Origin of the sequence: Erythrobacter aurantius (assembly GCF_023823125.1) — a bacterium.
GTDB lineage: Bacteria > Pseudomonadota > Alphaproteobacteria > Sphingomonadales > Sphingomonadaceae > Erythrobacter > Erythrobacter aurantius.
The window spans coordinates 2,202,906-2,225,715 of record NZ_CP090949.1 but is presented as its reverse complement, the minus strand read 5'-3'; the positions used below and the strand labels follow the sequence as shown (position 1 = coordinate 2,225,715).

Below are 22,810 nucleotides of genomic sequence, written 5' to 3'. Positions count from 1 at the left end.
GTCTCTCGCGCAAATGGGTAGCATGAAAAAACCTATCGGCTAGGGCAGAAACCGATTAGCAAATCGATCAGGTGGACTTGGCGCGATGCTCCGGGCAAGCAGCCAGGGCCAAGTGAATGAAGGATCGCGATGAAAGCCGAAAGCGAAGAACTCGCCGAAATCCGCCGCGCCGTGCGCGCCCTGTGCGATGATTTTCCGGGCGAATACTGGCGCACGAAGGATGCAGCGCGCGAATATCCGGGCGAATTCGTCGATGCTTTGACAAAGGCCGGTTTTCTGGCCGCGCTGATCCCGGTGGAATATGGCGGCAGCGGGCTCAGCCTCGATGCGGCGGCGGTGATCATGGAGGAAATCCAGGCATCGGGCTGTAACGGGTCGTCGGCTCATGCGCAGATGTACATCATGAACACGCTGCTGCGGTATGGCTCGGACGAGCAGAAGGCGCAGTATCTCCCTCGCATCGCCAGCGGGGAATTGCGCCTTCAGGCCTTTGGCGTGTCCGAACCTACCAGTGGCACCGACACGCTCAGCCTGAAAACGCGCGCGGTGCGGGACGGGGATAAATATGTGATCTCGGGCCAGAAGATCTGGACGAGCCGGGCCGAACATTCCGACCTCATGCTGCTGCTCGCCCGGACAACCCCGCGCGACAAGGTTGAAAAGAAGACGGAGGGCCTGTCGATCTTCCTTGTCGACATGCAGGCCGCGCTGAAGAACGGCATGAGCATCAAGCCGATCCGCACGATGATGAACCATTCTTCGTGCGAGGTGTTCTTTGACGATCTGCGCATTCCAGCATCCGCTCTGGTCGGAGAAGAAGGGAAGGGCTTCCGCTACATCCTTTCAGGCATGAACGCCGAACGCATCCTGATCGCGGCGGAATGTATCGGCGATGCCAAATGGTTTATCGAACAGGCGCGGACCTATGCCAGCGACCGCACCGTCTTTGCCCGGCCCATCGGACAGAATCAGGGCGTGCAGTTCCCGATCGCGCGTTGCTATGCGCAAATGCGGGCCGCCGAGCTGATGGTGCACCACGCGGCGCAGGTTTACGACGAAGGCGGCAATCCGGGCGAAGAGGCGAACATGGCCAAACTGCTCGCGTCCGAAGCAAGCTGGGCGGCGGCTGACATGTGCGTGCAGACCTTCGGCGGCTTTGGCTTTGCCGAGGAGTATGATGTGGAGCGCAAGTTCCGCGAGGCGCGCCTGTATACGGTTGCACCGATCTCGACGAACCTGATCCTGTCCTATCTGGCTGAGCATGTTCTCGGCCTGCCGCGCTCTTACTGAACAGAAAATCAGACGATTTTGCACTGCCCGGCGCATTTTTCTTGCGCGGCGGGGTTAACTATGATTCTGTCTGATTGGATCAGGGGCTCGGAAAAATGCACAGACCGCCAAGGGAACACGTGAAGCAGGCACTGGCGCTTGCCGTGCTCGTTTTCCTGACCGTGGCCGCGATTGCCGGGCCTACGGGTCTGCTATCTTGGGCCGAAAATGCCGAGGCGCTGGAACAGCGCAAGGCGCGGATCGCGGTGCTCAAGGAAAAGCGCGACGCATTGCGCAACCGGGTCGAACTGCTTGATCCGGAGGGTGCGGACCCTGACCTCGTCAGCGAACTGGTGCGTAAGGATCTTGGGGTTATCCATCCGGACGAAATCGTCATCACGCTTGAAGACGAGTAACCGCTTTTTCCCGGCGGTTTTTCCAATCTAACCAGATCGGTAAATTACACGGCCAACCCGCTGGTTGCCGTTGCGTCACGTGCGAAACCGTAGTTATAGGAACCTTGTGAGGGCCGCGTGCAACCTCCTCCCCGGACTGCGCGCGCGAACACGAGAGAAGGGATCATATCTTGGCCAAGAAACCAGCAGCCAGCAGGGCCGCCGCGAAAAAGGCGACCCCGGCGGCATCCGCCGCACCATCTGACGATCCGGATTTCATCCTGCATTCGCTGCAGGAAGAATTCGAAGCGGCAAAAACCTTCGCCGCGAGCAGCGAGCAGATGCTCGAATTCTATCGCCAGATGCTGCTGATCCGCCGGTTCGAGGAAAAGGCAGGCCAGCTTTACGGGCTCGGCCTGATCGGCGGTTTCTGCCACCTGTACATCGGGCAGGAAGCGGTCGCGATCGGCCTTCAGAGCGCGCTCGACAATGATCGTGACAGCGTCATCACCGGATACCGCGATCATGGTCACATGCTGGCCTATGGCATCGATCCCAAGGTCATCATGGCCGAACTGACGGGCCGCGAAGCCGGGATTTCCAAGGGCAAGGGCGGCTCGATGCACATGTTCAGCACCGAGCACAAATTCTACGGCGGCCACGGCATCGTCGGTGCGCAGGTCGCGCTGGGCGGAGGTCTTGCGTTGGCGCACCAGTACAACGAAGACGGCGGGCTGTGCCTTGCCTATTTCGGAGACGGCGCGGCCAACCAGGGGCAAGTCTACGAAACCTTCAACATGGCCGCGCTCTGGAACCTGCCGATCGTGTTCGTGGTGGAAGATAACCAGTACGCGATGGGCACCGCGACCAAACGCAGCTCTGCCGAAACGCGCTTTTACCGCCGCGGCACCGCGTTCCGGATCCCGGGGATGGAAGTAGACGGCATGAACGTCCTCGAAGTGCGCGCCGCCGCCGAAGTCGCGTTCAAGCATGTCCGCGAAGGCAAGGGCCCGGTCCTGATGGAACTCAACACCTATCGCTATCGCGGCCACTCCATGTCTGACCCGGCAAAATACCGCACCCGCGAAGAAGTGCAGGAACAGCGCGACCATTACGACCCGATCGAGCGCCTGAAGAAAACGCTGATCGAAGCCGGTCATTCGGAAGATGACCTGAAAGCCATCGACAAGGATATTCGCAAGATCGTGTCAGAAGCAGCCGACTTTGCCGAAAGCTCGCCCGAGCCGGAGCCCTCCGAACTCTACACCGACGTTCTGGTGGAGAACTACTGATGGCTATCGAACTCAAGATGCCCGCGCTTTCGCCGACCATGGAAGAAGGCACGCTCGCCCGCTGGCTGAAGTCGGAAGGCGATACAATCGAACCCGGCGATATCATCGCCGAGATCGAAACCGACAAGGCGACGATGGAATTCGAAGCCATCGACGAAGGCGTGCTTTCGAAGATCCTCGTTGCCGAGGGTACCGAGAACGTCACTGTCGGCACGGTGATCGCATATATGGAAGGCGAGGGCGATGACGCTGGCGAAGCGGCGGCGCCCGCTCCGGCGGAAACGCCTGCTCCCGCTCCGGCACCTGCTGCAAAGGCGGAAAAGCCCGTCAGCGCAGCTCCTGCGAGCGACCCTGAAATTCCCGCCGGCACCAGCTTCACCAGCACCACGGTTCGCGAGGCGCTGCGCGACGGCATGGCCGAAGAAATGCGCCGCGATCCGCGCGTGTTCGTGATGGGTGAGGAAGTCGCCGAATACCAGGGCGCGTACAAGGTGACGCAGGGTCTGCTCGCCGAATTCGGGCCGAAGCGCGTGATCGACACCCCGATTACCGAATACGGTTTTGCCGGTATCGGTGCGGGCGCGGCGATGGGCGGCCTTCGCCCGATCGTGGAGTTCATGACCTTCAACTTCGCGATGCAGGCGATTGACCACATCATCAACTCGGCTGCCAAGACCAACTACATGTCGGGCGGCCAGATGCGGTGTCCGATCGTGTTCCGCGGCCCCAACGGCGCAGCAAGCCGCGTGGGCGCGCAGCACAGCCAGAACTATGGCCCGTGGTACGCCAGCGTTCCCGGCCTGATCGTGATCGCTCCCTATGACAGCTCCGATGCAAAGGGACTGATGAAGGCCGCAATCCGTTCAGAGGACCCAGTCGTCTTCCTTGAGAACGAGCTGGTCTATGGCCGCAGCTTCGACGTTCCTGATGTCGATGATCACGTCCTGCCCATCGGGAAGGCGCGGATCGTGCGCGAGGGCAAGGACGCAACCATCGTGACCTATTCGATCGGCGTCGGGCTTGCGCTCGAAGCCGCAGCGGAGCTGGCCGAGCAGGGCATCGATGCCGAAGTGATCGACCTGCGGACGCTGCGTCCGCTCGACAAGGAAACCGTGCTTAAGAGCCTTGCCAAGACCAACCGTCTGGTGGTCGCGGAAGAAGGCTGGCCGACCTGTTCCATCGCCAGCGAGATCATCGCGATCTGCATGGAAGAGGGCTTTGACCACCTTGATGCGCCGGTGCTGCGCGTCTGCAACGAAGATGTGCCGCTGCCCTATGCAGCCAATCTCGAAAAGCTGGCGCTGATCGACACGCCGCGCATTGTCGAGGCGGTGCGCAAGGTCTGCTATAAATAAGGGAGTGCCGGGAGGCGTCCGCTATCGGCGCGCCTCCCGCGAATCCTCAATCAGCTAGGACGGTCAGCCGAGTAAACGTTGCAGCTCGCCACCGGTGAGGCAGGGTTTGTCTGATACAGCTGCGTCAGATCGCGTGAATCGCGAATGTTGAATGCAGCCGTATATTCGATCTCGGTCGGGCCGAAGAAGTCGATCGGCGTGATCGGCTCATAGGTGTAGGACACCTCCACGAACATCACAGCCGTTCCCGAACTCGCACGGATGCGCGGAGAGCCCATGCCGAGAAAGCTTGTCCCGCTGGCGCCAGTGCCCTGGGTGCCGTATTCCGACTGGAAATTCTTCGCACCACGGCAACGTTGCCATGCGATCCACTGCCCGCCATCTGAGTTCATCTGCAGGCTCGATACGACGATCCGGCCGTTCTCAAAAATGGCATAAGGTGCACCAAGCTTTTCGGCACCCACGAAAGCTTCGTTGATGTCGCGTTCGTAAACCTTACGGGCGACAAGCACATCGGTTTCGCCGACACGCGAGGTGTTGTCTGCCACCTGCATCGCGACCTGGCTGATCATCATGTGCGTGATCGTGAAATTGGCGGTTTCCGTGCCCATCAGGCCGAGGCTGAGCACGATTGGCGCGGAAAAGGCGAATTCCACCATCGCCACGCCCGACGTGCAATCGCGCAGATCAGACGAAATGCGGCCCATGGCCCGCTTGCACGAGCCGATGCGGTTCATGATCTTCTTCACGGGCAGTTTCCTGTAGCTGTAGAGCGGTTCTGCTCGTCATAAGGCTGGTTACGAAGCACGGTCGAAGCTCGCAGCGTCACGTTCTGCGGCAGACCGGCAAGGCCATACATCGGGAACAGGCGTGGGTAGGTGACGACAGCGGTGTAGAGCACGGCATCGCGCGCACCACCGATGCCGGTCTGCCCGCGGTCTGCATCCCATTGGCCGTTCTCGTTTGCATCCGCGAAGACTTCGTTGTCGTTGCAGACGCCGTCGCCGTTGTCGTCGGCAAATTCCTCGGCCTCGCCGATATCGCTAAAGTCGTAGTGCGAGAGCTTTTCCAGCGTGACTGTCGCAGTTCCCGGTGTCACATCTGCTACCGCATCAATGACGCGCTGATCGATATTGGATTGCTGGCTGCCTGCCGTTTCGAGCGTCAGGTCACGCGCAGCCTGCTGCATCGCGCCATTCATAAGCGCCGAGGTGTATTGCGAATGCGCCATGTCGAAGATGCCCATGATCATCATGATCAGGATGGGGGCGACGAAACCGAATTCGGTCAGCGTCGCGCCCTCTTCGTTGCGGAGCAGGCGATTGATGAAATTTCCTGCCATCATTGCGTAAGCCTCAGTGCTGCGATGCGCTGCGCAATCTCGCGGAAAGTCGTCTCCAGCGCGGCTGAATCGTCTGCGGAGAAGGCCCGGCCGGGACTGGCGCAATCGATCAGGTTTTGCGTCAGATTGGTGCCGAAGGCGACAACCCAGACCGAGATGTTTTCCTGCCGGGCAGCGCGGCAAGCAGCCTGGAAGCGCTCGGCGTGATTGTTGAAGATTTGGGTGCTGTCAGTGCCGTTGTGGATGCGGCGATCCCACCATTGCGTCCCATAGGGTGTGTAGACGGTCGTGGAGGGAGAAAGCTCGCCATCGGTCATGAAAATGATGTGCCGTGCAATCGCGTCACCGTTGGGAGCTGTCGCATTGTCTGCGGCGAAGATGCCCCGCGGTGTGATGAAACGCGCACCCCAAATCATGCCGATGTCATGATAGGTTGCACCGTTCGGGCGCAGCCCGTTGACATAGGTTTCCAATTCCGTGCGAGTCAGGTCATCAAGACGGAACGCGGGTTCTGGGCAGTAATAGCCCGGACGCGGTTCATTGTTCGTCCTTCGGACTTCGTCGAGCGTATAGTTGTTCGAGCCGTTACGCCGCATCCAGACAATGTTTCTGAGCGCCGGCTTCCATCTTTCGGAATCGTTGGAAGGCACCAGGTTGATGTTAAGGTCCTTGGCCCCGGAAGGGATCGGATTGAAATTCGCTACGGCGACGGTGCTGGCTTCCTCGATGCAACCTTCCCAGGTGACGGTTTCGTTGCCGAGGTTCCACCCTGTGGGGACTTGCATCGAATTGTCATCGTAGAGCGAAGTCAGGTTGAACGTGACAGGCTTGTACACCCATTCAAACGTCTCTTCGCGCTCTTCCGTTTCGACGATGTTCGAGTTTGCATCATAGAGCCAATGATCAAGTCTGATCCGGCACCTACCGTCGCTTGAGCGATAGGAAGAGTTGCCGACATCCCAGTAATATTCATAGGTCACGACGCCGGTATAGTTCGTCGTCCGGGGGTTGCTTCCGGTCTGCGACACCTGTGTCCAGGTGTTCGAATTGGACGAATAATAGATATCGTACCGCGTGGCGATCGCGGCCTGGCATTGGCTCCACGACCAACCATAGCGCGTCTCGCTATATTCGCCTTGATATCGCCAGTTGAAGGCGCCGCTGGTGCGGTAATAGGCTGTCGAGGTCGTTTCGTACGGGCCGAGCACATAGTCGCCTTCGCGCGACTGATACGTATGGCTCGATGCCATCCAGCTCGGATTGGCTGCCATCAATTCGTCGCCGACGTTTACCGACGAGGAATAGGGCACGATGCCGTAACGCACTTGAGCACTGTTCGAAGTGGCGTCTTCGACCGTGTCATAGAAAGTCATGACCGCGCTTCGTAGGCCGGACATGCGTGACCCTGTACACTCCGTCCAGAAACCACCCGCGCTGCCGCAGTTGGTGCCGTCCGGTCGCCAAGCCATCGAACCCGTGGTGTCGAGCACGAACATGATATCCGTGTTCGAAATGTTGATGTCGGCGGTGCATTCGACTGAAATGTTGAATTCGTCATAGCCGAACGCCCCCATGATGGTGGAGGGCAGTTTGACACTCGCTGTGCCGTTCACTTCGCCGGCACTGGTGCCAACATAGCGGCGGGTGCGGTCCGTCGATCCGAATGTGCCGTTGGGAAAGTTCTGGTTGAAGAACTGGTTGCCGATGGTGCGATGCTCGGTCGTGAACGTATCATCCGCCATCGCGCGACGGGCAGCAAGTGCGCCGGCGTCACAAGCGGCCTGAAGCCGGGATTCCGCCATGTAGTAACGGCTCGCATCGACGCCTCCGCCGACCATTGCCATCAGCGGGACGAGCGATGCAGCTGAGATTGCCATCGTGTTTGCCGTCGCGTCCTTGGCGATCCGGCGGAAGAACGATTGGCGTTCGGTTTCGTGGCCCATGGGTTGCGCGTCCTCAGGTCTGTTTTCGGCACACAAACATGCAGAAATATCAAACAGACCGAGGGCTCTAGCGCATTGCTGGTAAGCACTTTGCGAAACAGCATGGTAAACGCAATGTTACCATGGGGGTAGAGGTTTAACTTCCGCGGAATGCGGAGGTTAAGCGTGGAGGATGCTTGACAAGACCCGTCTACCGAAGGCTAGCAGCCCGCCTGATGGTTGATAATTCTTCCGAGAGCCTACCCGTCGAGGCGCAGTTGGCAGTGGCCCATACGATAGTGGAATGGCGGCCCGCGTTAACGATATTCCTTGAGCTCGATATGCGTCTTGCCCGGATCGTGGCGGGCACGAACGAGCCAATGCTGGGCCAGATGCGCCTTGCGTGGTGGCGCGAGCAGCTTGGCAAGAACCGAGAGGCTCGGCCTGCAGGTGACGCGGTTCTCGATGGGATCAGCGTGCATTGGCAAGGGCGCGAACATGCGCTGATCGCTTTGGTGGACGGGTGGGAATTCATGCTCGCCGAGGAATTGGACGAGGCAGGCGCATCGGCCTTCGCGCAAGGACGCGCGGCCCCGTTTGTCGCGATGCGACAGATGGCCGAAACCTCGAATGCAAGTTCGGTCGATGCCGCCGCACAGCGCTGGGCATTGGTGGATGCAGCGGTCCACATACCCGATGGAACCGAGCGAACGATGCTGCTCGATCTTGCCAGCGCAAATCGTGAAGCGGCGCGCCTGCCCCGGTCCTTGCGCGGGTTGGCTGTACTCGACGCGCTTGCCCGGCGTTCGCTCAGGCGCGGAGGACGACCCTTGATGGAGGGAAGGGGAGCCTCCATTGCCGCTGCTCGGGCGGCTATCTTCGGCCGCTAAATACGTGTATTCCCTTAGGTCTACTGGGTCGCGAGGGTCTAATGCGTCAAGCTGTCTTGGGGGTTTTCGTTGGGCTGTTGCTGGCCGGGGTCGGTGTGTTCTGGTGGCAGGGCCGCGCACAGGTGGAAATGAACGCACCGGCGCCGCCCGATGCCGAAGAAGCAGCGCCCGATCCCGACCAGCTTCCAGCCGCTGATCCGGGCGAAATGATTGGTCCGGCTCCACCCGAGGCCAGCGAACTCACGCGTGAGGAGCGGCGCTTCTTCCGCTATGATCGTAACCGCGACCGGATCATTACCCGAAATGAAATGCTCTCGACCCGGGCAGATGCCTGTCGCAGGCTCGATACCGACGGCAACAACCTGCTCACATTCGAGGAATGGGCGATCACCACGTCGGAACGCTTCCGCGAGATGGACGCGAACGGCAATGACGAACTGACCCCGGCAGAGTTTGCAACCTCCGCGCCCCGACCCCAGAGGCGAGCACCTGCTTGCCGGTGCTGATCTAGGCCGGAACAGGCTCGCTGTTGGCGTTGATCCATTGCTGCAAGTCGGCCTTTGCCCTGTCGGTATAGGCCTCCTTGCGCTGCTTCTTCTTCACATCGTGCAAGGGCGGGAACAGTCCGAAATTGACGTTCATAGGTTGGAACGTTTCAGCTTCGGCATCACCGGTAATGTGGCTTAGCAGTGCGCCGAGCGCCGTGGTGGAGGGCAGGGGGCTCCATTCTCGCCCGCCCAGTTCCGCAGCGGCCATCATGCCTGCGACCAGCCCGATAGCCGCGCTTTCGACATAGCCTTCGCATCCCGTCACCTGTCCGGCAAAACGGATATGCGGAGCGGCGCGGAGGCGAAGCTGCCGATCCAGAACCTGAGGGGAATTGAGAAATGTGTTGCGATGCAATCCCCCGAGCCGAGCGAATTCCGCATCTTCCAAACCCGGAATGGTACGGAACAGCTCTATTTGTGCGCCATATTTCAGCTTCGTCTGGAAGCCGACCATGTTCCACAGCGTGCCCAGCTTGTTGTCTTGGCGCAATTGCACCACGGCATAGGGCCAACGTCCCTGCGGGTGTTCGAGCGTGGTGTCAAAGGGATTGTCGAGTCCAACGCCCTTCATCGGCCCGTACCGCAAAGTCTCGACGCCCCTGGCGGCCATCACCTCGATCGGCATACAGCCGTCGAAATAGGGCGTGTCTTTTTCCCATTCGCGGAATTCGGTTTTTTCGCCATCCATCAATCCCTGATGAAAGGCGAGGTACTGCTCCTTAGTCATCGGGCAGTTGATGTAATCGCCATCCTCGTTGGATGCCTCAGTGCGCTTGTTCCAGCGCGACTGGATCCAGCATTTCGACATGTCGATGCTGTCGCGGTGGACGATGGGAGCAATGGCATCGAAGAAGGCGAGCCGTTCCTGCCCTGTCGCAGCAACTATGCTCCGTGCAAGTGCCTCTGCCGTGAGCGGGCCGGTGGCGACAATCGTCAACCCGGCGTCAGGCAGCGTGTCGATCCGTTCGCGCACGATGGTGACATTGGGATGTTCGCTCAGCGTCTTTTGCACTTCGGCGGAAAACACATCGCGGTCCACCGCCATCGCGCTGCCTGCGGGCACCCTTGCGACTTCGCCTGCGCGCATCACGATGCTGTCGAGTTCGCGCATCTCGTGGTGCAGAAGGCCGACCGCGTTTTTCGTATCGTCGTCCGAGCGGAAGGAATTGGAGCACACCAGTTCAGCCAGGCCATCGGTCTGGTGCGCTGGTGTCATCTCCCCGCTGCCGCGCATTTCCGAAAGCCGCACGCGCACACCGCGCCGCGCCAGTTGCCACGCCGCTTCGGATCCGGCCAGTCCGCCGCCGATAATGTGGACATCGTAGCTTTGATCAGTCTTGGTCATGGAGCGCGAGGTAATTGCGTGGTAGCGCCGCGGCAAGGACGCAGTTGCGGGAAGGGAGACATTTTGGCCAAGCGCGCTCTCATCGAACATCGCCCATGGCTGCTCGCAAGCCTCGCTGCGTCGATTGCCTTTTACTTTGTCACCGGCAGCGCGCTGGGCGAATTCTGGCAGATATTGTTCAAAGGTGCCGGGGTCGGTTTTCTGGCCGTCTATGCATGGCAACGCACATCCGGAATAGATGGCGCGGTCCTTACGCTGGTGCTGGCATTGTCGGCTGCGGCGGACATGACGCTGGAACTGGCGTTTGATGTGGGCGGGGCGCTTTTCGCGGCCTCTCACGCGGTTGCCGTCGTGCTATACCTGCGCAACCGGCGTGATCGCACAAGCCCGAGCCAGATGATGCTCTCGCTGGTCTTGCTGGTCGCCACACCGACTGTTTCATACCTGCTGAGCGGGCGGATCGACATCGCCGTCTATGCCCTGTTCCTCGCAGTGATGGCAGCAGCCGCATGGAGCAGCCGTTTTCCGCGTTACAGGGTCGGGGCAGGGGCCGTGCTGTTCGTGATCAGCGACTGGCTGATCTTCAGCCGGATGGGCAGTTTCGATCTGGGTGTGCTGCCCGATTACCTGATCTGGCCGCTTTACTACTCGGGCCAGTTCATGATTGCGACCGGCGTAGTCCAGACGCTCAGAGGCGAAAACGCGGCGCGCTGATCCCGCTCAAGCTGCAATCGTCGTGCGGTGGAGCTCGCGGCGATACCCCTCGTAACCTCCCGTCGCGCGGTGATTTAGGCAGCGGTTGTCCCACATCAGCAGCATTCCGGGCGCCCATTTGTGGCGAAAGACAAACCGTTCCTGCTCGCACCATTGATGCAGTTCCAGAGTCAATGCCATCGCTTCGGATTCGTCCATTCCTTCGAACCCGATGGTGTAGGCAATCGAGAAGAACAGTACTTCCTCGCCCGTTTCGGGGTGCACCCGGACAAGCGGGTGCGAATGTGTGGCCATGGCGGCTTCACCGGGGCGGATTGCCATGCTGCGCCCTTGGTCCTTGTCACCATAAACCCCGTCCGGCGCATAACCCCGGCGCGCGGAATGGATCGCGGTGATCGCCCGCAGCTCTTGCTTGCGCGCCTCTGGCAAGCCGGCAAAGGCCATCGCCTGATTGCTGAACAGCGTATCCCCGCCGACCGGGGGAATATCCACGGCCATCAGGCAAGTGGCAGACGGCGGTTCGGGGAGGAAACTCCAGTCTGAATGCCAATTGTCGGCAAACAGCGCCGTTGTCTCATCCGCTTCGCGCAGGATCGCGGCGATATTCTTGCGCCCCGCGATCGGATCGAAGAACGGATCCTCGCCGAATTCACCCATCGAGAGGGTGAACCGTTCCAGCGCATCGTCGTCCATCTGCTGATCGACGAAAGCCAGAACCTTGTGGTCGAGCCATGCCTTGCGGATGTCCGCGATCAACGTCGTGTCGAGTTCTCCGGCCAAGTCGACACCGCGCACGATGGCGCCGCAGGATTGCCCCGATGGTTCAACGATCATTCCCTTCTCCCTCGCCCGAAAAGCTAGGACGGAGCCGAGAGAGGGGCAAGATCAATCGGCGCTGGTAGGTTCGTCCGGCCCGGTTTCGTCACCGCCCCCGCGCCGTTCAACCATTTCCTCGACGATAGCCTCTTCGGCTTCGTTTTCGGGTTCCTCGGTTTCGTCGATCTTCACCGCGCTGACGACGTGTTCGTTCTTGCCCACGTTGAACAGACGGACACCGGCGGTGTTGCGCCCCATGACGCGTAGGCTTTCGAGCCCGATGCGGATCAATTTGGCCTGATCGGTCACCAGCATCAGCTGTTCGCCCGACTTTACGGGGAAGCTGGCGACAACGGGGCCGTTGCGAGCGATATTGTCGATGTTGACCACGCCCTGACCGCCACGACCGATGCGGCGATAATCGTAAGAGCTCGACACCTTGCCATAGCCGTTGGCGCAGACAGTGAGGATGAATTGTTCCCTAGTCTCCAGCTCGGCAAAGCGGTCTGCCGGAAGGTCGGGCTCGCCTTCCTTGTCACCCTTCCAAGGGGCAAAGCGCAGATATTGTTCGCGCTCTTCCTGCGTCGTCCCGGTCGCGCCGAGGGTGGAAAGCGAAACCACTTCGTCCCCGTCGGCCAGCTTCATGCCGCGCACCCCAGTTGATGTGCGTGAGGTGAATTCGCGTACATCCTCGGCCGGGAAACGGATCGCCTTGCCCGATTTGGAGGCAAGCATCACGTCATCGCCCGCTGCGACAAGACGCACGCCGATCAGGCGATCTTCGCTGTCTTCCTCGAATTTCATCGCGAACTTGCCGTTCGAGGGGATGTTGGTGAAGGCATCCATGCTGTTGCGGCGGACATTGCCCTTTGCCGTGGCGAACACGACGGACAGAGCGCCCCATTCGGTCTCGTCTTCGGGCAGGGGCAGGACGGTCTGGATCGTCTCGCCATCGTCAAGCGCGGGCAGCATGTTGACGATTGGCCGACCGCGTGTGGCCGGGCCGCCTTCGGGCAGTTTCCAGACCTTGAGGCGATAGACCTTCCCCGCGGTCGAGAAGAACAGCACCGGATTGTGCGTCGACGTGACGAACATCTCCGCAATGGCATCCTCGTCCTTCGTGGACATGCCCGCGCGCCCTTTCCCGCCGCGGTTCTGTGCGCGGAAGGTGGATAGCGGGGTGCGCTTGATGTAGCCGTCCAGCGTGACCGTCACGACCATGTCGTCGCGTTCAATCAGGTCTTCGTCATCGAGGCCGTCCCAAGCAGGGGCGATTTCGGAAACGCGCGGGGTCGCATAAGTCGCCCGGATTTCCTCCAGCTCCTCGCGCATGACCTGATACAGCTTTGCCCGGTCGGCGAGGATCGCGAGATATTCCTCGATCCTGCTGGCGAGTTCGGCCAGTTCATCACCGATTTCGTCACGGCCCAGCGCGGTAAGACGATGCAGGCGCAGGTCGAGAATGGCCTTCACCTGCCGTTCGGACAGGCGATAGGTGCCGCCTTCCTGATCCTTGCTCGGTTCGATCGCCTCGACCAGCTTGATATACTGGGCGATGTCGCCGATCGGCCATTCCTTCGCCAGCATACGCTCACGGGCGGTGGCAGGATTGGGCGAGCCGCGAATGATCGCGACAACCTCGTCGAGATTCGACACCGCGACCACCAGACCCAGCAAGATGTGCGCGCGATCACGTGCCTTGGCGAGCTCGAACTTGGTGCGCCGGGTGATGACTTCTTCGCGGAAGCTGATGAACGCCTGAATGAAGTCGCGAAGCATCAGCACTTCGGGCCGTCCGCCGCGAATGGCGAGCATGTTTGCCGGGAAGCTGGCCTGTGCCGGAGTGTGCCGCCAAATCTGGTTCAAGACGACTTCCGCTGTGGCATCCCGTTTCAGGTCGATCACCACGCGCACGCCCGAGCGCGAGCTTTCGTCGCGGATGTCGGAAATGCCCTCGATCCGTTTTTCCTTGGCGGCTTCGGCGATCTTTTCGACCAGACCGGCCTTGCCGACCTGATAGGGAATCGAGGTGAAAACGATGCTTTCCCGGTCCCCGCGCGAAGTCTCGATCTCGTGACGGCAGCGCATCAGGATCGATCCGCGACCGGTGGTGTATGCCGCCTTTGCCCCGCTGGTGCCGAGGATCAGCGGAGCCGTGGGGAAATCTGGGCCGGGAATATACTCGATCAATTCTTCTGAAGTGATCGCCGGATTGTCCATGAAGGCAAGGCAGCCGTCGATGACTTCACCCAGATTATGCGGGGGAACATTCGTCGCCATGCCGACGGCGATGCCGCCTGCGCCATTTACGAGCAGATTGGGGAAGCGCGCCGGCAAGACCGACGGCTCCTGCTTTCGCCCGTCATAGTTGGGGACGAAATCGATTGTGTCCTTGTCCAGATCGTCAAGCAGCGTGTCCGCTACCCGCGCAAGACGTGCCTCGGTATAACGCATGGAGGCCGGCGGGTCAGGGTCCATCGAACCAAAATTGCCCTGACCATCGATCAGTGGCACGCGCATTGACCACGGCTGCGTAAGGCGGGCGAGGGCATCGTAAATCGCGCTGTCGCCATGCGGGTGGAAATCGCCCATCACGTCACCAACGATCTTGGCGCTTTTCACGAAGGGGCGACCGGCGACGAAATTGCCGAGCTTGCTGGCATAAAGAATGCGCCGGTGCACCGGCTTCAATCCGTCGCGCACATCGGGAAGCGCGCGCGACACGATCACGCTCATCGCGTAATCGAGATAGCTCGTCTTCATCTCATCGACGATATCGATGCGTTCATATTCGCCCGAGGGTGAAGGTGCCGAGGGTTCAAGGATTTCGGTTTCGTCGCTCAAAGGTGCAGCCGTTTCTGGTTGTTGTTTTCAGTGCGTTTCGCGAGGCTTCAATCTAGGTGCTCGCGCTGCGTTTCGCCACTCGCAGCGACGGCAAACCGGGCATAAACCGGGCTTTTTCCACACTTGGTGCCCGCCGCATGGCCGAGAGGGTGAATTGACCGGCAGGCTTTGCGGAAATTGCGCCGGGGCGTACCAATCGTGCGATCCATTCAATCCTCGTTCAGCCCGTTTCACCTAGGAACGAATTGCAAAAAGGCACGCTCTCGTTCATGGAGCCGCCCAGAATTTGAAAGCGCCGCACCCCACATGAATAAATGCGGCGCGGAACACCGACAGGAGGTACCCCGAATGACCCTTTTCTCGCGCAAGCGCGCTTCCTCGCTCGCACTTGCCATTTCGCTGGCAACCGGTGCCGCAGTTGTTGCAACGGCTGTTATCCCGGTTGAAGCGAACGCGCAGCGCGCTCCCCGTGAGCGCGAGCGTGACCGGGATCGCGATCGTGACCGCGGGCAGGCTGCACAAGAACAGGATGGCGGTGGCTATTCCGACGCGTTCCGCGCGGCCTATGTCCCGCTCGACGAAGCGCTCAAGGCCGAAGGCGCCAGCGTTGCGGCGCTCCGTCCTCAGATCGACGCGCTGATCCCGCTGCTCAACACCGCTGATGAAAAGATCGCCGGCGGCGGCCTGGTCTTCAATGCAGGGGTAAAGGGTTCCGACCGCGGGCTTCAGCTTCAGGGCATGGAACTGATGGTCGCGAGCGGCAAGGTTCCGGCTGAGCAGGCCGGACGCTATAACTTCATCGCCTACCAGCTCGCCAACGAACAGCGCGATTACGCCAAGGGACGGCGCTATCTGCAGGGAGCGATCGATAACAACTTCACCACGGAGACCATCGGGCGTTCCGATCTCGAAATCGCGATGGCGGAAAGCTTCTTCGCGTCGAATGATCTCACCCAGGGCTACGAATACCTCAAGAAGGCAATCACCGATCGCAAGGCCCAGGGTCTTGCCGTTGAGGAGCAGTGGTATCGTCGTGGCGTCACCGTGGCTTACGAGAACCAGAGCGTGCCGCAGGTCTATGATTTCGTGACAATGTGGATCGGCGAGTTTCCCACCAGCAACAATTGGCGTGACGCCGTCAACTTGACGCGCAATCTCAACACGTTCCAGCCAGGCGAAATCCTTGACCTGTTCCGTCTGGCGCGCCGTGTCGATGCTCTGCAGGATGCCTCGGATTATGACTATTACGTCGAAGCAGCGGATCCCCGCCGTCTTCCCAAGGAAGTCAAGGACGTGATCGACGAAGGCAAGGCGGCCGGAGTCATCACCTCCAGCAACCTGTTCATCACCGAAGCCGAACAAGTTGCATCGGGTCGTATCCAGAGCGACCGTGCCGATCTTCCGGCGCTTGAGCGTGATGCAATGGCGGCTGACGCGGGCCTGCGTACCGTGATGGCTGCGGCCGGTGCGTTCCTCAGCTACGACGATTTCGCCAAGGCAGAGCGGTTTTACGAGCGCGCACTGACCATGCCGGGTGTCGATACCAATGAGGCCCTCATCCGTCTGGCGGTTGCCCAAATCGAACTGGGCAAGTTTGATGCCGCGCGCACGGCACTTGGCCGCGTGACGGGCGCCCGCATGCCAATCGCGATGCTGTGGGCTGCTTATGCCGACGAAAAGGAAGGCGCGGCTGCTCCGGCAATGGCAATGTAATCGATTTGCCTAGATCAGATCAGGGGCGCTGGAATTGCTTCCGGCGCCCTTTTTCTTTGTATGAAGGGCAGTCAACGCAGCCGTTTGACGTAGACCTGATTGTCCTCGCGCCGTTCCATCGCGAAATTGTCGAGCGTGCCGAACAATTCCGACAAGCTCTTGAAGCCATAGTTCCGTACGTCGAAACTGGAACGGTTACCGGCGATCTGTCCAACCTGATGCAGCCGCGCAAAGCCTTTCTCGTCGCGCTTCGCCTCGGAATAGGCGGCAGTGATCAATTCCATCAAATCCTGATCGACTGCTCCGGCTTTTCCGGTCTTGTCACCCTTCGCATTCCCGTCCTTGTCGGCCGCGTAATTGGCGATCAATTGCTTGATGTCGATAAACCGGGTGCACACCGATTTGAACGCTTCGGGAGTCTTTGCCTCACCAAAGCCGTAAACGATGATGCCGTCCTGCCGAAGCCGCGTGACGAGCGGTGTGAAATCGCTGTCGGATGTCATGATGCCAAAGCCATCGACCTTGCCCTGATAAAGCAGGTCAATCGCATCGATCGTCATCGCCATGTCGGTCGCATTCTTGCCTTTCGACACGTCGAATTGCTGTTGCGGGCGGATACCGAACTTGTTGCTGATCGTGCCCCACCGCGCCAGATTATCCTTGGCAAAATTGCCGTATGCGCGGCGGATGTTGACCTGACCCAGTTCTGCCATGACGGTCAGCACGGGATCGATGCCGTCCGGGGTTGTGTTGTCCGCGTCAATCAGCAGGGCGATGTTCTTGAGTTCGGTTTGAGCCATGGTGGATTACATGGGCCGGGGGCAGGGGCGGGGCAAGCGCTTAATCCTCGGGCAGGAATTCGCCCGTCTCTTCGTCAAGCGAATAAAGAATGCCTTCGCTGATCGAGAAATGCGCGCCGCGCAGCTTTATCTGCCCTGCTGCTTCCTTTTCGGCGAGCCACGGGAAGGTGCGCAGGTTCTTGAGGCTTTGCCGGATTGCGGCGAATTCCATTGCGAGTTCTGCCTTGCGCCCGGTGGTGCCGTGCTTGCGGGCGACTGGCTCGCGCGCTTCGCCCAGCAGTTCGATCCAGTTGGCGATAAAGGCGCCTTCTCCATGCGGCTTGGTCTCGAAACTCTGGCTGAGCGCGGCCTTGCACCCGCCGCAGCGACCGTGGCCCATCACCACGATCTGACGTACTTCAAGGATCTGCACCGCGAATTCCACTGCCGCTGATACGCCGTGATAGCCCGGAGAAGTCTCGTATGGAGGCACCAGAGCTGCGACATTGCGGACAACGAAGATATCGCCCGGATCGACATCGAAGATCACTGCCGGATCAACCCGGCTGTCCGAACAGCCGATGATCATCAGTTTGGGATGCTGACCTTCCACCGCTGTCTGGTCAAACCGCGCACGCTGGCGCGGATAGGTTTCCTCGCGGAACCGGCGGTAGCCTTTCAGCAGCTCGGCATATTCAGGCATTTCGATTTTCCCTTCCCGGCGTTCAGCCTAAACACCCGGTGTCCACCAAGTTCAAGGCCGGGCTTGCGATTCTTCCGCAGCCTCGCGGCTTGCGAGGCGGGGCATTGGAGCCTAGATGGGCCTTGCAATGAACGATCTTTCCAACCCGCCCGAACCTTCGCAGGAAGACGCGCGGCCTCCGCGCCAGCGCAAGCCCGACTGGATCCGCGTCCGTGCCCCTGTGAGCCAGGGATATCACGAGACGCGCAAGCTGATGCGCGAGCTGAACCTCAACACTGTGTGCGAAGAGGCGGCCTGCCCCAATATCGGCGAATGCTGGACTAAGAAGCACGCGACGGTGATGATCCTCGGCGATGTCTGCACGCGGGCCTGCGCGTTCTGCAACGTCAAGACCGGCATGCCACGTGCCGTGGACCCGATGGAGCCGGAAAACACCGCCATCGCAGCCGCCAAGATGGGGCTTGAGCACATTGTGATCACCAGCGTTGATCGCGATGACTTGCCTGACGGCGGGGCGATGCAGTTCGTCAAGGTGATCGAGGCTTTGCGGCGAAACACGCCGGATACCACGATCGAAATCCTCACCCCTGATTTCCGGGGCAAGATGCGCCGCGCGGTCGAAATGATCTGCGAGGCGGGGCCGGATGTGTACAACCACAATCTCGAAACCGTCCCGCGGCTGTATCCTACGATCCGCCCTGGCGCGCGGTACTACGCTTCGCTGCGGCTGCTTGAAGAAGTGAAAGCGCACAACCCGCTGATCTTCACCAAATCGGGCATCATGCTCGGGCTGGGCGAACAACGTCTGGAAGTGCATCAGGTGATGGACGACATGCGCAGCGCCGAAGTCGATTTCATCACCATGGGCCAATATCTCCAACCGACGCCAAAGCACGCCAAGGTTGAGGAGTTCGTCACACCCAAGGCATTTGCCGCCTATGGCTCGATCGCACGCGCCAAGGGCTTCCTTCAAGTCGCCTCCAGTCCGCTGACACGCTCAAGCTATCACGCGGGTGACGATTTTGCCGTGATGAAGGCCGCGCGCGAAGAAAAGCTGCGCAAGAAAGACCGTTTGAGCCTCTGATGGTCGGCATCCGCGAGACCCGCATCCTTCCTTACAGCGCCGAACAGATGTTCGATCTGGTGGCGGATGTGAAGAATTACGGCAAATTCCTGCCCTGGGTGGTGGCGACGCGGATTCGCTCGGACAGCGAGACGGAAATGGTGGCCGACATGGTCGTCGGGTTCAAAAGCCTGCGCGAAAGCTTCACATCGAAAGTGTTCAAGGATCGCGCGAAGCGGATCGAAGTGCTTTATCTCGACGGGCCGCTGTCCGACCTCGACAATGTCTGGACGTTCAAGGTGATCGACGCGAACAATTGCGAAGTCGGCTTCAGCGTCGATTTCCAGTTCAAGAACAAGGTGTTTCAGGCGCTGGCCGGACAATATTTCGACCGTGCTTTTCGCAAGATGGTTGCCGCATTCGAGCAGCGCGCCTTCGAGCTTTACGGCAGCAACAGCTCCAACGCGCAAAGCGTCGCCTGACGCCGGATCGCAGCGCGGCCATCAGGGCCATCGCCGCCTTCGAAGAATTTGAGCTCGCCTTCGGGCTCGCCTTCCTGATTGCGATAGGCGCGGGCAAAGACCACGGTGCCGACCGGCTTCAACTGAGTTCCGCCACCCGGACCAGCCACTCCGCTCACCGCCACGGCAACATCGGCGTTGGAACGCTTCAACGCGCCCTGTGCCATTGCCCATACGCAAGCGATCGAAACCGCTCCGAAGGTTTCGATGATGTCCTGCGCCACGCCCAGCGCTTCCATCTTTGCTTCGTTCGAATAGGTGATGAAGCCCCTATCGAGCACCGCTGATGAACCCGCGATTTCCGTGATCGCGCCCGCCACAAGGCCGCCTGTGCAGCTTTCCGCAGTGGCAAGCTTGCGCCCAGCGGCGGCGTTTTCTTCGACAACGCGTTTGGCCAGTACCGTGATATCGTCAGGGAGGATTGTTTTGCTCATGACCCAGACTCTATCGCGCGGAGGTTGAAGGGTTTGCCGTGCAAAGCTTGGGTTCGTCGAGGTCAGCCTGCCGAGCCAGAAACGTAACGAGGCCGGAAATGTTCTCGACCGGCAGCGGCGCGATCAATTCCATCGCCTCTGCGACATCATGGCAGGTGTCCGGTTTGAAGTCGGCGCCAAGCTTGTCCGTGATAACCATTCCGACGATCCCGTCCACAAAGGGACGCAGGGATTCTTCCGGCAGTGAAGCGATCAATGCCGCCGTCTGGTCTTCGCTACCCGAGCGCTGCGCCATGAATACCTTGAGCAGACGGAGCGTGCCTGGCCATGCCTCGTCCTGCTTTGCGCGGAACTGATCGACAAAGGCATCGCCATCGTTGCGCATGAAGGTGCTGGCACGGAATTGCGCGGCGCATTTGCCCCGAATGGAATCGTATATGATCGGCATGGCATAGGTGATCGTGTCGGTGAGGTCTTGCGGAGCGACACAGGCTTCCTGTGCCTGTGCGCCTTGTGCAGAAACCAGCGCGGCAAGAGCCAGCGACGAAGCGAGGAGCGAATTCTTCATGATGACGATCCCTTGGCAAAAACGGAAACGATGGCCTGTGCAGCTATACCTTCGCCGCGGCCGGTAAATCCAAGCTTTTCGGTGGTGGTTGCCTTGATACTTACCGCCTGCTCGGCAAGGCCTGTCAGGCGCGCGACTTCAGCGCGCATGGCGGGGCGGTGCGGGCCGATCTTGGGTGCTTCGCAGATAATGGTAAGATCGATATTGCCCAGCGAATAACCAGCTTTGGCGGCGAGCTTTACTGCATGTTCCAGAAACTGTCCCGAGCGCGCGCCCTTCCACTTCGGATCACTTGGCGGGAAATGCGTGCCGATATCGCCTTCGCCTACCGCGCCTAGCACTGCATCGGTGATCGCATGCAGCGCGACATCGGCATCCGAATGTCCGGCCAGTCCGTGCGTATGTTCAAGCTTGATCCCGCACAGCCACAATTCCTCACCCTCGACGAGGCGGTGAACATCGAAGCCTTGTCCGACGCGGAATGCGGGAAGTGTATTTGTATCTTGCAGAAAATCCTCCGCGAACGTGATCTTCTTCAGGCGCTCGTCTCCATCAACCAGCGCAACTGAACCTCCGCTTGCTGCGAGCACCTGGGCATCGTCCCCTGCGGTGGTTTGATCCTGCCATGCCCGGTGCGCCGAAAGGATATCGGCGAAACGAAATGCCTGCGGTGTCTGCACCCGGCGCAGCACTTCGCGATCAGCCTTGCCCGCCATCACTCCGCCATCGTCAACCGCGAGGCTGTCGACAACCGGCAAGGTCGGGATGGCGCCCGCATGCTTGTCCAGAGCGCCGATCAGCCGCTCGATTACCGGCAGCGGCAAGTCAGGCCGTGCCGCATCGTGGATCAACACCAGTTCGGGCTTATGCCCTGCCAATGCTTCAAGCCCCGCACGCACCGAATCCTGCCGCGTCGCGCCGCCCGTAACGAAGCGGTAGCCAGTGCAACCATCCAGAGCGGCCTCGGCGTCAGCCTGCGCGCCATCGGCGATGACGATCACCAGAGGATCCGCTCCGGCACCGCGTAAGGTTTGCACAGAGTGCCATAGCAAAGAGCGCCCGCGCCATTGCCGGAACTGCTTCGGAGTGTCGCCGCCCACGCGCAAACCCTTGCCCGCGGCAACCACGATTCCGGCGAAAGCGGGTAGGGCATGTTCACTCGACATTGCGGCACGCGCTTAAGGTCTGGACGGGTTTTGCGCAATCCACTATGCGCCTGCCCAATATTTAGGCATCCCGCACATGACAGACGTTCCAACTCCTCCGGCCATGAAGCCGATCAACATCGGCCCGGTCACGATCAACGAGCCCGTTCTGCTCGCGCCCATGACAGGCGTGACGGACAAGCCGTTTCGCACGCTGGTGCGTCGCTATGGCTCGGGCCTAAACGTGACGGAGATGATCGCGAGCGAGGCAGCTATCCGCGAAACGCGCCAATCAGTGCAAAAGGCCGAGTGGGACCCGATCGAGGAACCCGTCTCGATGCAGCTTGTCGGTTGCGATCCGGGCAGCATGGCCGAAGCCGCCAAGCTTCAGGAAGGCAATGGCGCGGCGATTATCGACATCAACTTCGGCTGCCCGGTTCGCAAGGTGGTCGGCCAGTTTGCCGGATCGGCTTTGATGCGCGAAGTTCCGCTCGCGACAAAGCTGATGGAAGCGACCGTCAAGGCGGTGAACGTGCCCGTGACGGTGAAAATGCGCATGGGATGGGATCACCAGAGCCTTAACGCCCCGGAAATGGCGCGAATTGCAGAAGATCTTGGCGTCAAGATGATCACCGTCCACGGCCGCACGCGCAACCAGATGTACAAGGGAAGCGCAGACTGGTCCTTCGTCCGCAAGGTCAAGGAAGCGGTTTCCATTCCCGTCATCGTCAATGGCGATATCTGCACGATCAACGACGCGGCAAAGGCGCTGGAACAGTCCGGCGCGGACGGCCTCATGATCGGGCGAGGTGCCTATGGCAAGCCGTGGCTGCTAGGTCAGGTCATGCATTGGTGGCGCACCGGCGAAACCATCCCCACGCCCAGCTTCGACGAACAATACGCAACGCTGGTGGAACATTACCACCGGATGCTGGATCATTACGGGCGTGACGTCGGGACCAAGATCGCGCGCAAGCATCTGGGCTGGTATACCAAGGGAATGCATGGTTCCGCCGATTTCCGGAACAAGGCCAATTTCATTGACGACCCCGATGAAGTTCTCGGTGAACTCGAACGGTTTTACGAGCCGTTCCTCGGCCGTCGATCTGCTGCAGATATTGCGGCGCATGATCAGGCCAAGGCCGCCTGATA

At 60.2% G+C, this 22,810-nt stretch carries 22 protein-coding genes; 11 read left to right on the top strand and 11 right to left on the bottom strand.

What is annotated here, in order from left to right; all coding sequences use genetic code 11:
• Positions 1 to 129: 129 nt before the first annotated feature.
• From L1K66_RS10630 to L1K66_RS10615, 4 genes are all read left to right on the top strand, one after another.
• On the top strand, positions 130 to 1,290 hold the full coding sequence (locus L1K66_RS10630; RefSeq protein WP_252257863.1) for an acyl-CoA dehydrogenase family protein: 1,161 nt from the start codon (positions 130 to 132) through the stop codon (positions 1,288 to 1,290).
• 119 nt (positions 1,291 to 1,409) lie between these two features.
• On the top strand, positions 1,410 to 1,685 hold the full coding sequence (locus tag L1K66_RS10625; protein WP_330221227.1) for an FtsB family cell division protein: 276 nt from the start codon (positions 1,410 to 1,412) through the stop codon (positions 1,683 to 1,685).
• A 170-nt stretch (positions 1,686 to 1,855) separates the two neighbouring features.
• Positions 1,856 to 2,956, top strand: coding sequence for a pyruvate dehydrogenase (acetyl-transferring) E1 component subunit alpha (gene pdhA / locus L1K66_RS10620; protein WP_034954100.1), 1,101 nt, complete (start codon positions 1,856 to 1,858; stop codon positions 2,954 to 2,956).
• The gene (locus L1K66_RS10615) at positions 2,956 to 4,311 is read left to right on the top strand and encodes a pyruvate dehydrogenase complex E1 component subunit beta (RefSeq protein ID WP_252257861.1); all 1,356 of its coding nucleotides are present in this window, start codon (positions 2,956 to 2,958) and stop codon (positions 4,309 to 4,311) included. The genes pdhA and L1K66_RS10615 overlap by 1 nt, the downstream gene beginning before the upstream one ends.
• 50 nt (positions 4,312 to 4,361) lie before the next feature.
• On the opposite strand, the gene L1K66_RS10610 is transcribed toward L1K66_RS10615, so the two are convergent.
• Genes L1K66_RS10610 through L1K66_RS10600 form a run of 3 tightly spaced genes read right to left on the bottom strand, consistent with a single transcriptional unit; the run spans position 4,362 to position 7,596 of the window.
• A complete protein-coding gene (locus tag L1K66_RS10610) occupies positions 4,362 to 5,060 on the bottom strand; it encodes a TadE/TadG family type IV pilus assembly protein (protein ID WP_252257860.1) in 699 nt (232 codons plus the stop codon).
• A complete protein-coding gene (locus L1K66_RS10605) occupies positions 5,057 to 5,656 on the bottom strand; it encodes a TadE/TadG family type IV pilus assembly protein (protein WP_252257859.1) in 600 nt (199 codons plus the stop codon). Before L1K66_RS10605 ends, L1K66_RS10610 begins: the two co-directional genes overlap by 4 nt.
• Positions 5,653 to 7,596 (bottom strand): Tad domain-containing protein, encoded by a 1,944-nt coding sequence (locus L1K66_RS10600; RefSeq protein WP_252257858.1) that lies wholly within the window; start codon positions 7,594 to 7,596, stop codon positions 5,653 to 5,655. Before L1K66_RS10600 ends, L1K66_RS10605 begins: the two co-directional genes overlap by 4 nt.
• A gap of 215 nt (positions 7,597 to 7,811) precedes the next feature.
• Here L1K66_RS10600 and L1K66_RS10595 point away from each other — a divergent pair, with 215 nt between their 5' ends.
• Together L1K66_RS10595 and L1K66_RS10590 are read left to right on the top strand one after the other, a co-directional pair.
• The gene (locus L1K66_RS10595) at positions 7,812 to 8,465 is read left to right on the top strand and encodes a hypothetical protein (protein WP_252257857.1); all 654 of its coding nucleotides are present in this window, start codon (positions 7,812 to 7,814) and stop codon (positions 8,463 to 8,465) included.
• 41 nt (positions 8,466 to 8,506) lie between these two features.
• Entirely contained in the window at positions 8,507 to 8,971 is a 465-nt protein-coding gene (locus L1K66_RS10590; RefSeq protein ID WP_252257856.1) for an EF-hand domain-containing protein, read from the top strand.
• 1 nt (position 8,972) lies between these two features.
• Here L1K66_RS10590 and trmFO read toward each other — a convergent pair whose 3' ends face one another.
• Entirely contained in the window at positions 8,973 to 10,358 is a 1,386-nt protein-coding gene (trmFO, locus tag L1K66_RS10585) for a methylenetetrahydrofolate--tRNA-(uracil(54)-C(5))-methyltransferase (FADH(2)-oxidizing) TrmFO (RefSeq protein ID WP_252257855.1), read from the bottom strand.
• 63 nt (positions 10,359 to 10,421) lie between these two features.
• On the opposite strand from trmFO, the gene L1K66_RS10580 reads away from it, so the two are divergent.
• Positions 10,422 to 11,072, top strand: coding sequence for a lysoplasmalogenase family protein (locus tag L1K66_RS10580; protein WP_252257854.1), 651 nt, complete (start codon positions 10,422 to 10,424; stop codon positions 11,070 to 11,072).
• Between the two features lie 6 nt (positions 11,073 to 11,078).
• Here L1K66_RS10580 and L1K66_RS10575 read toward each other — a convergent pair whose 3' ends face one another.
• Positions 11,079 to 11,906: a TauD/TfdA dioxygenase family protein gene (locus tag L1K66_RS10575; protein WP_252257853.1), complete on the bottom strand. Its 828-nt coding sequence runs from the start codon at positions 11,904 to 11,906 to the stop codon at positions 11,079 to 11,081.
• A 51-nt stretch (positions 11,907 to 11,957) separates the two neighbouring features.
• Entirely contained in the window at positions 11,958 to 14,732 is a 2,775-nt protein-coding gene (gene gyrA, locus L1K66_RS10570; protein ID WP_252257852.1) for a DNA gyrase subunit A, read from the bottom strand.
• A 348-nt stretch (positions 14,733 to 15,080) separates the two neighbouring features.
• Between gyrA and L1K66_RS10565 the strand changes: the two genes are divergently transcribed.
• Positions 15,081 to 16,445 (top strand): hypothetical protein, encoded by a 1,365-nt coding sequence (locus tag L1K66_RS10565; RefSeq protein ID WP_252257851.1) that lies wholly within the window; start codon positions 15,081 to 15,083, stop codon positions 16,443 to 16,445.
• Between the two features lie 71 nt (positions 16,446 to 16,516).
• Here L1K66_RS10565 and L1K66_RS10560 read toward each other — a convergent pair whose 3' ends face one another.
• Positions 16,517 to 17,245, bottom strand: a complete 729-nt coding sequence (locus L1K66_RS10560) for an NYN domain-containing protein (protein WP_252257850.1) — start codon at positions 17,243 to 17,245, stop codon at positions 16,517 to 16,519.
• Between the two features lie 40 nt (positions 17,246 to 17,285).
• On the bottom strand, positions 17,286 to 17,927 hold the full coding sequence (locus L1K66_RS10555; protein WP_252257849.1) for a carbonic anhydrase: 642 nt from the start codon (positions 17,925 to 17,927) through the stop codon (positions 17,286 to 17,288).
• 127 nt (positions 17,928 to 18,054) lie between these two features.
• Between L1K66_RS10555 and lipA the strand changes: the two genes are divergently transcribed.
• Both lipA and L1K66_RS10545 read left to right on the top strand, forming a co-directional pair.
• On the top strand, positions 18,055 to 19,011 hold the full coding sequence (lipA, locus tag L1K66_RS10550) for a lipoyl synthase (RefSeq protein WP_034954802.1): 957 nt from the start codon (positions 18,055 to 18,057) through the stop codon (positions 19,009 to 19,011).
• Complete coding sequence (locus L1K66_RS10545; RefSeq protein ID WP_252257848.1) at positions 19,011 to 19,472, top strand: type II toxin-antitoxin system RatA family toxin; 462 nt, start codon at positions 19,011 to 19,013, stop codon at positions 19,470 to 19,472. The genes lipA and L1K66_RS10545 overlap by 1 nt, the downstream gene beginning before the upstream one ends.
• Here L1K66_RS10545 and L1K66_RS10540 read toward each other — a convergent pair.
• From L1K66_RS10540 to L1K66_RS10530, 3 genes are read right to left on the bottom strand one after another with little or no spacing between them, the layout of a single operon-like run.
• On the bottom strand, positions 19,433 to 19,945 hold the full coding sequence (locus tag L1K66_RS10540) for a CinA family protein (RefSeq protein WP_252257847.1): 513 nt from the start codon (positions 19,943 to 19,945) through the stop codon (positions 19,433 to 19,435). The two genes, L1K66_RS10545 and L1K66_RS10540, sit on opposite strands and share 40 nt — an antisense overlap.
• Positions 19,946 to 19,955: 10 nt before the next feature.
• Positions 19,956 to 20,513, bottom strand: a complete 558-nt coding sequence (locus tag L1K66_RS10535) for a hypothetical protein (protein ID WP_252257846.1) — start codon at positions 20,511 to 20,513, stop codon at positions 19,956 to 19,958.
• Positions 20,510 to 21,679, bottom strand: coding sequence for a bifunctional 2-C-methyl-D-erythritol 4-phosphate cytidylyltransferase/2-C-methyl-D-erythritol 2,4-cyclodiphosphate synthase (locus tag L1K66_RS10530; RefSeq protein ID WP_252257845.1), 1,170 nt, complete (start codon positions 21,677 to 21,679; stop codon positions 20,510 to 20,512). The genes L1K66_RS10535 and L1K66_RS10530 overlap by 4 nt, the downstream gene beginning before the upstream one ends.
• Before the next feature lie 76 nt (positions 21,680 to 21,755).
• Here L1K66_RS10530 and dusB point away from each other — a divergent pair, with 76 nt between their 5' ends.
• On the top strand, positions 21,756 to 22,808 hold the full coding sequence (gene dusB, locus L1K66_RS10525; protein ID WP_252257844.1) for a tRNA dihydrouridine synthase DusB: 1,053 nt from the start codon (positions 21,756 to 21,758) through the stop codon (positions 22,806 to 22,808).
• Positions 22,809 to 22,810: the final 2 nt, after the last annotated feature.